General features: G+C 44.5%; 10 protein-coding genes. 8 read left to right on the forward strand and 2 right to left on the reverse strand.

The window, feature by feature from the left end:
* Positions 1 to 520 precede the first annotated feature (520 nt).
* The 5 genes from ACTIE0_RS14385 to ACTIE0_RS14405 all read left to right on the forward strand — a co-directional run bounded on the left by ACTIE0_RS14385 (position 521) and on the right by ACTIE0_RS14405 (position 3973).
* A complete protein-coding gene (locus ACTIE0_RS14385; protein WP_006669884.1) occupies positions 521 to 1219 on the forward strand; it encodes a V4R domain-containing protein in 699 nt (232 codons plus the stop codon).
* Positions 1219 to 1500 carry a hypothetical protein gene (locus tag ACTIE0_RS14390; RefSeq protein WP_006621120.1) on the forward strand — a complete coding sequence of 94 codons (282 nt, stop codon included), beginning with the start codon at positions 1219 to 1221 and terminating at the stop codon, positions 1498 to 1500. Before ACTIE0_RS14385 ends, ACTIE0_RS14390 begins: the two co-directional genes overlap by 1 nt.
* Before the next feature lie 75 nt (positions 1501 to 1575).
* Positions 1576 to 2043 (forward strand): globin family protein, encoded by a 468-nt coding sequence (locus ACTIE0_RS14395; protein ID WP_006669883.1) that lies wholly within the window; start codon positions 1576 to 1578, stop codon positions 2041 to 2043.
* Between the two features lie 48 nt (positions 2044 to 2091).
* Positions 2092 to 2760: a V4R domain-containing protein gene (locus tag ACTIE0_RS14400; RefSeq protein ID WP_006621118.1), complete on the forward strand. Its 669-nt coding sequence runs from the start codon at positions 2092 to 2094 to the stop codon at positions 2758 to 2760.
* A 40-nt stretch (positions 2761 to 2800) separates the two neighbouring features.
* Complete coding sequence (locus ACTIE0_RS14405; RefSeq protein WP_006621117.1) at positions 2801 to 3973, forward strand: pentapeptide repeat-containing protein; 1173 nt, start codon at positions 2801 to 2803, stop codon at positions 3971 to 3973.
* An 86-nt stretch (positions 3974 to 4059) separates the two neighbouring features.
* On the opposite strand, the gene ACTIE0_RS14410 is transcribed toward ACTIE0_RS14405, so the two are convergent.
* On the reverse strand, positions 4060 to 4545 hold the full coding sequence (locus tag ACTIE0_RS14410; RefSeq protein WP_006621116.1) for a 2Fe-2S iron-sulfur cluster-binding protein: 486 nt from the start codon (positions 4543 to 4545) through the stop codon (positions 4060 to 4062).
* 148 nt (positions 4546 to 4693) lie between these two features.
* Positions 4694 to 4999: a hypothetical protein gene (locus ACTIE0_RS14415; RefSeq protein ID WP_006621115.1), complete on the reverse strand. Its 306-nt coding sequence runs from the start codon at positions 4997 to 4999 to the stop codon at positions 4694 to 4696.
* A gap of 109 nt (positions 5000 to 5108) precedes the next feature.
* Here ACTIE0_RS14415 and ACTIE0_RS14420 point away from each other — a divergent pair, with 109 nt between their 5' ends.
* The 3 genes from ACTIE0_RS14420 to ACTIE0_RS14430 all read left to right on the forward strand — a co-directional run bounded on the left by ACTIE0_RS14420 (position 5109) and on the right by ACTIE0_RS14430 (position 9647).
* Complete coding sequence (locus tag ACTIE0_RS14420) at positions 5109 to 7052, forward strand: serine/threonine protein kinase (RefSeq protein ID WP_008048920.1); 1944 nt, start codon at positions 5109 to 5111, stop codon at positions 7050 to 7052.
* Positions 7045 to 8817, forward strand: coding sequence for a hypothetical protein (locus ACTIE0_RS14425; protein ID WP_006669882.1), 1773 nt, complete (start codon positions 7045 to 7047; stop codon positions 8815 to 8817). The genes ACTIE0_RS14420 and ACTIE0_RS14425 overlap by 8 nt, the downstream gene beginning before the upstream one ends.
* A gap of 146 nt (positions 8818 to 8963) precedes the next feature.
* Positions 8964 to 9647: a GvpL/GvpF family gas vesicle protein gene (locus ACTIE0_RS14430; RefSeq protein ID WP_006617801.1), complete on the forward strand. Its 684-nt coding sequence runs from the start codon at positions 8964 to 8966 to the stop codon at positions 9645 to 9647.
* Positions 9648 to 10235 lie beyond the last annotated feature (588 nt).

Consider the following 10235-nt stretch of genomic DNA (forward strand, 5'->3'; position numbering starts at 1 on the left):
CTGGCTACCACAGAGGGAGAGGGACTTTGAGAGGTGATCAGATGATTTCTGAACAGGCTGTAACAGGATTCCTTCTAAATCTGGCTCCCAGAAAGGGAGAGGGACTTTGAGAGGTGATCAGATGATTTCTGAACAGGCTGTAACAGGATTCCTTCTAAATCTGGCTCCCAGAAAGGGAGAGGGACTTTGAGAGGTGATCAGATGATTTCTGAACAGGCTGTAACAGGATTCCTTGGGGTCAAGGGATGAATTGACCTATTATGGGGGCTCTTTGGGGTGCAAAGCATGACTCTAGGGGTCGCAGCCAGGAATATCAGCCAGAATAGATGGCAGTAACAATAGGCGGGTATCTACTTCCGGTCAGCCTAGGGACTGATAGGGTATCAGCTGATTGATATCTGTTGGCCAGCTATGGGTATTCGGTTCCTTCAACCCTACTGGATCTAAAAATCCCCTAAAATTAAGAAACTTATTTGAGTCTACTTTGGATCCACCCCTGTTAAAAAGGAGTATTATACAAATGACCTCAACTTCCCCGGCTACCAACGAAATTCAGACAGAATCTCTGCTGAAACGCTATAATCCCAAGGCTCATAACCATTATAGATTTCAAGATTTTTTTAGCCTGGAATCGTCCACGGGTTCGATCACGGATTGGAATAACTCCCGCAATATCCTCACCAGCGAAGATTTTATTATTGGTCTGGTAGAAGGATTGGAAGAAGAAGTTGGTCCAGCTTCATCAGTGATTATGTACACGATTGGACATCAGTGGGGACTAGAAGATGCGGAATTTTTCCAAAAATGGTTTGAGGAAGAATTTGGCCGTAGTATCCGCAAGTCTAACCTCATGTTCCTGTTAGAAACCTGGTGGTGGCCCTTTACGGCCCAAGGTTGGGGACGATGGGAGGTAGATATGAGCGATCGCCAACATGGCTGCATTTTTATTAACCTATTCGACTCGGCTGTGGCTCGTAGTCTCGGAGATGTGGGAAAACCTGTCTGTCACATCTACGCTGGGCTATTTTCGGGATTTTTTAGCACGCTGGTTAAAAAACCCCTCAGTTGCATTGAACTGCAATGCTACTCGATGGGGGAAACTTACTGTAAATTTCTACTGGGCAACCCCGATCGCATTGATGCAGCAGCATTCTGGCTTAACGAAGGAGCAACAGCCCGCGACATTCAACGGAAATTACAAGATGGAAAGCGAAGATAATGACTGACCAACCCAAGGACTGGCTATCTATTTCTGTTCAGGAATTCTTCAATAATCTTAACTGGCAAGGAACTAGCCAAAGTTCCAGCAGCCCCAATAATACGGGGGGTGAAGACTTAGAAACGTTGAGCATTTCTGTGGCGGAATTTTTTAATCGGTTTGTCTGGGAAGGCACACCAGAAGTGGGAGTCTTCCCCAGCAAATCATCGGTTTCTTTCGCGGAAAATTCGCCAGAAACAGAAAATGATGTCACCATCGACGATCTGGTAAATTTGTTCTAAAACTATAAGTTAATTATCAGGGAAAATCTGACCACATAATCCAACTTCCACATCCATAATTCCTAGGTAAAACTTATGTCCTCAGATGTTAATAGCTTGTTGACTCAAGCTGAAAATCGCTATCTGAAACCTGAAGAACTTCAGGAATTTAAACGCCATACGTCAACTTTGGCTCAAAGACTCAAGATCTACGAATTTTTGCGCGATCGCGAAGCGACGATTTTTGAACCTATTGCGGAAAAATTACAGACGGCTTTTTCTGATGCACAACAGCCTATTGTAGAAAAATCTCTACAACATTGGATTCTGATTATGCGTCATTGTGCCATGGCTATGTTGCTAGATGATACGGAGTACCTAAAAAATAATGTATTGGACTGGCTGAGAGGTTTTGTGAAGACTCGCCAAAGTCAAGCGATTGAAACCAAAATTTATGAACTTTTACAAGGTAAGCTGGAAGAAATGCTCTCTCCTAAAGCTATGATTTACCTGGAAGATTACCTAAATCTAGCGAAAGAAACATTACTGAATCACTCAGATTAGCCTCTACAGACGGGCGATGGCTTATTACTTAGAATAAGGAGAACTACGATGATCGAAATTGATGAACTGCTTAGACAAACTCAACTCCCCGGTAACTACTTCGCATTCAATAGTTACGTTAGGGGTGATTTAGAACTGGGTTTATTAGAAAATCGGCGCGGCGATCGCATTTTAGCCCTACCGGATACCCTAGTCAGAGCGATTTATAAGGGCTTAGAACAAGAAACAGGTCAAGCCGCCCGTCTGGTACTATTTAACTGTGGTCGCTGGTGGGGGAAACACTTTTACGTTAGATTTTGCGAAGAAATCGCCGAATATTACCATCAGCCCCTGGGCAGTATGGAAATGATACAATTTACTCAATGCTTACAACAATGTTGGAAAACTCACGGTTGGGGAACTTTAGAAATAGATGGATCTTATAATCAACAAGGATTTCTGTTGATTAAGACAACTCACTCCCCCTTTAGCCTGGGGGCTCCTGAATGGAAACGGCCGGTTTGCTACCTAGAGGCGGGGTTATTGAGCATATTTTTTAGCCAGTTAACTGGCCGTGATTTGCATTGTGTGCAAACGACTTGTCAATCCCTAGGGGCAGATTATAACTGCTTTATTGTGGGATTGAGCGATCGTCTCAAGGGTGCAGAAGCAATGGTTGATGAAAATCAAGACCATGACACTATTCTCCGGCAACTCTGCCAACAAAAGTCTGGATAACAGAGGGGAGGTTAAACCAGATTGATTTTTGCCCTAACTTATGGATGCCACAGAACTTATCAGTCGATATGCAGAAGGAGAGAGAAACTTTAAAGGAATTAGCCTGCGTGGCATTATCCTCACCACCAGGAACCATCCCGAAAGTAGTAGTATCTCTACCATCGGCGTAGGAGCCTCACAGATCAATAACAGAGCACAACTGATTGGGGCTGATTTTAGTGAAGCCGATCTCAGCGGCGCTCATCTCAGTTTAGCAAATCTAAGTAAAGTCAACCTCAGTGGAGCTAACTTAACTGGGGCTAACCTCAGCGGGTCTAGTCTCAATGGAGCCAATCTACAAGGTGCAACTTTAAGTGGTGTCAACCTAGAATCGGCTCATCTAAATTGGGCTGATTTAACTGAGGCTATTTTTATCAAAACCAATTTGCACAAAGCTGATCTCAGTTCCGCGAATTTAACCAAAAGCAATTTACAATCAGCTAACTTTGTTCGTGCCTATTTAATTAAAGCTAATTTATCTGAGGCGGACTTATTTCAAGCTGATCTAAGTTCTGCTAACCTCAAGGATGTCAACCTTAGCGCCGCCAATCTGAGTGAGTGCAAAATGACTCGCGCTAATCTCATGGGTGCTAACTTGACGGAAGCTGATTTAACTAAAGCTAATCTTGGTCGTGCTAATTTGCGTGGTGCTAACCTGACAGATGCCTATCTCAACTCAGCATCCCTGGTAGAAGCTGATTTGTATCAAGCTAACCTAACTAGAGCCAACCTCAGTAGAGCTAATCTCAGCAAAACCTATTTGCGAGATATCTGTCTTAATGGCGCTCACCTCACTAAGGTTAACCTCAGTGGTGCTGATTTGGGGGGGGTGGACCTGAGCCAAAAATTATTAACTGGGATTAATCTAGCCGGAGCCTATTTGAGTGAAGCTACTTTAGTGGGTGCATTGTTAATGGAAGCTAATCTTAGTGCTGCTAACCTCAGTGGCGCTAATTTGCAAAGTGCTTGCTTGATTCATGCTGACCTAGGCGGCGCTTATCTCGATCGCGTTGATTTAACTGATGCGAACCTTACCGGAGCTAATTTAACTAAGGCTGACCTCCGAGAAGCTAATCTTCGCGCCGCTATTTTGGCGGGGGTTGAACTCAAAGGCGCTCAACTGGCTGGGGCTACCCTCCCCAATGGCAAAGTTTACAAACCATCGACAAAATGATGTTTTTTTGCGAGTAATATACCCTCTCCCTGGTTTCCAGGTTGGGGGAGAGGGGTGGCAATCCTCAAACCCTGTGAAGTGTAAACTTATTTAGCATCTGTAGTACGAGACATATACTCACCAACCTGGAACTGAGTTTCTTTGAGTTGATTAATAATCGAGCGGGTAATCAGTTTACCAGTTTCCACAACTACATCCCCGGTAATAGGATGCAGGAGTTCCTGTTCGGCGCGTCTTCCGATTAAAGACTCCACATCCTCAATAGCATTAATATACATCCCGGAAGGTAGTTCAATGACAATACCCTCTCCGAGAACGTGGGCTTGACAAGCGAGGCGGGATGTTTTTTGGGCGGTAGTAATTACTTCTAGGGTTCTTTGTTCTCGTCGGTTAACTGGCGACAGACTCTCCATGCCATCTTTAATATAAACATGACAGGTGGCGCACATTCCACGACCGCCACATTCTTTCAAGACATGAAGTTCTTTAGAAAGCAAAGCAGATAAAATGTTAGAATTAGTTTTAACCTCCATCTCCTCAGCGATAGGTTCGAGGCGAATAACTTTAGCCATAATGATGTGGTTCAGTCTTGATTGTAATTTAGTTAAAGTATAGCGTTGGGCGCTAGTGTATTGACACTGGACTAAGGGTTTAATTGACAGGGTATCGGGTGTCAGATTTAATTAAATGACCCCTTCCCTGTTGTCTTTCCCCTGGTGGTTACCTTTGACATAGGGACGCTTGGGGTTCAAGGACCCAAATCACATAGGCTGTGGGTACTCTAGTAATAACTGTATTTTCCCCCATGTTGCTCAATTTGGCTATAATCTCAAAGGTTTTGTCAGCGTTGGGGACGGCCCGAAAAAAACTATAATATTCCTGACCGACAGAAATAGCAGGAACAGGTCGTTCCAGATCAGGGACATTAATATGGCAAGATTGATATTGGCTCCTAGATTGTATGATTCTAGTAGGAGCAGGATAATTTGATTGGGAATTGGGTTGAGACTCAATTTTAGATGACATAGTAATCCTGTGAGCTTCGGTTGTATATGAACAAATTCAAAAAGTGGGAGCAGCTTACTGTAAATTCATTTCTATTTTAATTGGATTTGGGGGGACACTAGCTAAAGCTATGCAGCGTTCTAAATATAGAATTTTGGGATTGGTAGGACAAGGACAGTACGGGAAGGTTTATTGCGCGAGCGATCGCCAAAAAGGTAAATTGGTGGCACTCAAGGAATTGAGCCATGAGCGATCGCCAACCAATCAGTTCCTACAAGAACTTTGGTATATCATTAGTTTACAGCATCCTAACATTGCTGCCTGTCTGGGTTTGGAACATATCCAAAACGGGCGCTATCTAGTGATGGACTACTGTGAGGCTGGAACTTTGCGGGGTTTAATTGAGGGTGATCAAACTCTAGGACTCCTCGAAGGTCTACAGATTATAGTAGAGATACTCGAAGGCTTAGACTATGCTCATCAGCGGGGCATAATTCACTGTGATCTTAAACCAGAGAATATACTCCTGACGATAGTTGCTGGTAAATGGCAGCCGAAACTATCTGATTTTGGCATTGCTCGTCGTCTACCCAGTCACCATGATATAGGTTCTTCCAGTCAATCGCCAGGGGGTTCTCCGGCTTATATGGCCCCGGAAAGGTTTTATGGTATGTACTCGGCTCAATCTGATGTATATGCTATGGGGGTGGTATTGTATGAATTATTAGTAGGCGATCGCCCCTTTCATGGTTTATTTAGTGAACTTATGTGGGCGCACATGAACCATCGAGTTGAACGGCCTACTTTTTTGCCGGAGTGCCTACAAAATATATTACAAAAATCCCTGGAAAAACTGCCAGCCCGCCGTTTTCCGAGCGCCGGCGCTATGGCGGAAAGTTTAAAGGCGGCTATGGCTGATCCATCTGTGCAAGAAATAGGCGATCGCTTAATTCCCTGGTATTTGCCATCACAGATGACCAGAACCGGGGAGGCGGCGGACTCCCTAGACCCGGACAGCAATGCGATCGACTCCCTGGAATTTTATGATCTCCCCCATAAATTCAACAACCCTCCCCCCTCTGACAGCCAACCCCTTCTAGCATCAAATCCGACCCATCTCTACAGTGCCACAGGTAGCAATGTGATCGCCTGGTCCTACACAGAACAACAGTCTCAATCCTTCACCGTATCAGAATCTGTAGTTAGTTTATATCCCATGTCTCATGGGTGTTATATTTTGACCAATAATTATCTCCATTGGTGGCATAACTCCAGTCCTCAGCCAGACTCCCAATCTCTAGGGTTTCTGCCCCAAATCTTTAAAGACACTGGCACAAATATTAAAAAAACTACCCTGAGTATATCCCAGGATGTAGTTCAATCTCATTTGAACTCTTCCCGACAGGCACATCTACTGCCAGAATGGCAACGGGACTATTTAACGATCGCTGTACCTGGTCAACTGCGATTTTACTCTCTCACCAAAGGATTAACTAACCCCCACCATAGCACCGACGATAAGGGTCACTCATCGGTAAAACTCCTAAAAGTGATTTCCGTTTCCACACAAATACTACCTCAATTAACCTTTATTGATGGGCGGCATTTATTGGCTACTTGGTCAAACACTAAACCCTCATCACCGAAAACTATTTTTCAGATGTACAGTCGCCGAGGTGCGCCCATGGGAACCATAAAATTACCCATCAATGTTAACCAAGTATTCGCCACCCCTCATCCTTATACGATCCTGGCTTTATGTCAGCATCAACCCTTAACCCTACTGCAAATCAATCTTAAACCTCTCAGTGTCATTCGTGTGGCTGTAGCATCCCCCCCGACAGCTTTATTTATGGCAGACTGGGGTTATGGTTGGACGATCGAACCTGGAAAAATGCAAATTTTTAATTGGTCAGGTCATCGTTTAGTTGAGTATAACTGTCCTGTCGCTACAGCCTTAGCACCTTGGAAACAAACTGGTTTAGCCTTAGTTCCCTCAACAGGGTACTCTATCAAGGTAGTGGATAGTCTAGGTTTACCTTTACAAGAATTATCGGAGGACATTGATGTCTGATCTAATTATCTATGGCGACGATAGTACCACGGCTAAAAATATGTCGATCGCCCAACAGTTAACTTTAGTGAAAGTTGATGTTTCCCGTCTCAGAGATTTGGGTAAAGGTGTGGGAACAGGCGCTTTAATTAACAGTCTGGAAAAGTTGGTAGAACTGATATTTAGTCTGCGATCGCTAGTTAATGATTCATCATCTGATGCTCTCCTACAGACTAATGCTGAGATTAACTCTGATTCCCTCTCTGTCGCCAGTGAGCCACCTTTGGCCGCCGAAGAACGTCTGATTCCCTACGTTGCCGAGGAACTGGTGGATATTTGGCATCATTTTTTAGAAGGGCAAAAAACCACAGAAAAAAGTTACCCTAAGTCCGGGAATTTATCGGATAAGAGTCCATCGGAAATTGTAACTCTCGGTGATTTGCAAACCCTATTATTGTGGCGCTTAGGCTGTAGTGCTGAAAATATTATGGCGCTGCTAACTGGAATTGAGGTGATGGTAACTTCCCCTCGAGGTACAAGAAAACCAGGGGTTTTGCGACTGGTAGCTAGTTTAATCCTGAAAACTCCCCAGGGTCAATATGATTTAGACCTGGCTACGGGTGAGAGTCCTAAATTTAATTTACATCATAATGCGATCGTGCAGTCTTTTGACTGTGAGTTATGTACTGTTCCTCGTTCAGCCAAGTCTCTGCTTGAGCAGCTTAAAAATATTATTAATCAAGAATTTGAGGCGCTGGATTTATGGAAATCACAATCAATTGCAGTTCTCGAACCTGGATATAATTGGGAACCCGGTCAACTATTATTAGATTTCGGATTTCAATTTTTAGTTAATTATCCTTCGATGCAGTGGAGTAACCATCAGGTTAATGAGGTTAATTATGATCCCATGGAAGGTAGTTACGATTCCGAGGAAATGACCCCATACCTTTTATTGGTAAGTCAACTGAAACTCACTGATATGATGATTTTTAGTCGTTCTTTTCAAGAAAGAATTATTCAGAAAATAGCGGTTCCCCTGGAAAAATTCTGTTTAAGTTATGAGAATTTTGCGGCGGCGGATGAACCGGCTCAATCATCGGTTTCTCATAGTAAAAATCGCCGGGTTTCCTCCCCAGAACCTAAACTATCCCCAGATATATTTAATCGTTTTCTGATTCGCAAAGCCTGGGATTTGGTGGAAGCGATCGCCTCAGAATCTCAAGATAATCGCCAATCATCTCCTTATGGCTATGTGATGATTCCTCAAGTTAGCCTCAGTCAGTTGATCCAATCTCTGATGTGGCATACTGTTAGAGGTTCGGCGGCGATCGCTAGACTTATTGGTGGCATTACTGTCCGCGTTCTCGAACCGGGTAAACTATGGTATAAAGGAACCCTTAGATTAGTGGCGATTTTAAGTGCTGATTTCCCAGGCTATCATTGGGAAATTGATATCGCTACCCGTGAACCTCCCCGGTTGATAGGTACTATATTAGATGAAAGTGCTGTGATTGATTGGCAGCCTGACCAGACTGGAGTTGATAATGGCGGTCTAGCATCGGCGATCGATACTCCCAGTCCCGTACAATGCTTAGGTGGTCAAAGGTTTCAGCAAGTAGGTATCTGTAGCGACGCAATTATTACTCAACTGCGAGATGTGTCGCCGGAATTGGGGATATGGATCGATGGGGTAGAAATTGATTGGGAAGAACCCATGATAACTGAATCAATTTTGCGATCGGGACTCGCACAATTGGTATTAGTTTGGGAGTGGGTTAAGTAGGCGCGGGTTCACGCCCGGTATATCATAGTTACCCCGCCCACCACCATACACCAAAAAATGCCTCCTAGGGGCTTTCTTAGAGCCTATATCCTAGGATAAATCTGATTTTTGATAAAAAAGCTGTCGATGGGTAGGAGTGTCTCTAAATGTATGTATATGCCTTTATTAAGAGTCAATCAATTAGTTGGAAATCCGTTCAGGGAATCTATGAACCAGTAGTGTTACTGGAGGCTGGGGCTTTAGCCGCCGTGGTGGAACCAAACCTACAGGCGGAAAATCTCTCGGCTGACAATGAGGAAGAGTTAATGCGGGCGGTTTTGACCCATGATCGGATTGTGTGTCAGATATTTGAGGAAACTACCGTTTTACCTGTGCGGTTTGGGACTTGTTTTGATTCCGAGGCGAGATTGTGCGAACATCTGACCACAGAGGGCGATCGCTATTTTCGGCAATTAGAAAAATTAACAGGTCGGGCTGAGTACCTACTGGAGGCTATCCCCCAACCATTCAACCAGGAGAAGCCATCTTCTGATACCACCGCGCCGCCAACTAAGGGACGGGACTATTTTTTGCAGAAAAAACGTCTACACCAGCAGCGCCTCAATTTTGAACAGCAACAGGAACAACAGTGGCAGGATTTTATAAATGCGATCGCCAGCAAATATCCCATAGTTCAGGGTAAAGCTACCGAAGACGCAGAACGCATTTATTTACTCATTCCCCGCAGTCAAGAAGTCGCCCTAGTCGAGTGGGTCGCCCAACAGCAACAAAACATCGACCTATGGGAGTTCAGTCTGGGAAATGCCGTTCCCGCCTACCATTTTCTTTAAAAATGTACCCTCTACCCAGACCTCATTGGAGCGCGATAAATTATGAAAGTGCCGAAAACTGCCCCTGATTTGCTACAATCTTCAAGGTTGGTGCGAGACGTTCAGGCATGAAATAGAGCTGCAATGCTCGAAATAACCGCCTGATGGGGATTTCAACTCCCTGGTTGAATATAAGAGGCTCGTCTCTGAACATCCCCATAACTGTTTATATGTCCCGACGCTTGGAGAAATCTGAGCAAGGCAGGGAACTCAAGGTCATAGACAAACTGAGAAATCAGGAAGTAGAGAGTGACGGCGATAGCCACCCCCAGTTTAGGGAATCACAACCCCAGGACTGAAGCGGGGAACGGAAGGCTCCGAGGTGTAACCCAACACCAGAATCGAGACCACTGCTAACCATCCAAGATTAGGGAAACCGAATGTCTGGCTTGAACCACCGTAAAGATTGGGCAGCGAAACAGGTTGAAACGCTGCGCTCAAAAGAGTAAGGGGAAAAGTAGGAGGCTCGGTCCTCAGTACAGGACAAAAAAGCTGAAAGTCTTAGCCAAAAGGGAATCTAGCCGAAAATTCTGAAGGGGGCGCTCCGGG

This window comes from Limnospira sp., from assembly GCF_051859755.1.
In the GTDB taxonomy this organism is placed as follows: Bacteria; Cyanobacteriota; Cyanobacteriia; order Cyanobacteriales; family Microcoleaceae; genus Limnospira; species Limnospira fusiformis.

Bases quoted from the DNA above. Each gene is read 5' to 3' on its own strand.
- ACTIE0_RS14385 (WP_006669884.1), top strand. From the start codon at position 521: ATGACCTCAACTTCCCCGGCTACCAACGAAATTCAGACAGAATCTCTG.
- ACTIE0_RS14390 (WP_006621120.1), top strand. From the start codon at position 1,219: ATGACTGACCAACCCAAGGACTGGCTATCTATTTCTGTTCAGGAATTC.
- ACTIE0_RS14395 (WP_006669883.1), top strand. From the start codon at position 1,576: ATGTCCTCAGATGTTAATAGCTTGTTGACTCAAGCTGAAAATCGCTAT.
- ACTIE0_RS14400 (WP_006621118.1), top strand. From the start codon at position 2,092: ATGATCGAAATTGATGAACTGCTTAGACAAACTCAACTCCCCGGTAAC.
- ACTIE0_RS14405 (WP_006621117.1), top strand. From the start codon at position 2,801: ATGGATGCCACAGAACTTATCAGTCGATATGCAGAAGGAGAGAGAAAC.
- ACTIE0_RS14410 (WP_006621116.1), bottom strand. From the start codon at position 4,545: ATGGCTAAAGTTATTCGCCTCGAACCTATCGCTGAGGAGATGGAGGTT.
- ACTIE0_RS14415 (WP_006621115.1), bottom strand. From the start codon at position 4,999: ATGTCATCTAAAATTGAGTCTCAACCCAATTCCCAATCAAATTATCCT.
- ACTIE0_RS14420 (WP_008048920.1), top strand. From the start codon at position 5,109: ATGCAGCGTTCTAAATATAGAATTTTGGGATTGGTAGGACAAGGACAG.
- ACTIE0_RS14425 (WP_006669882.1), top strand. From the start codon at position 7,045: ATGTCTGATCTAATTATCTATGGCGACGATAGTACCACGGCTAAAAAT.
- ACTIE0_RS14430 (WP_006617801.1), top strand. From the start codon at position 8,964: ATGTATGTATATGCCTTTATTAAGAGTCAATCAATTAGTTGGAAATCC.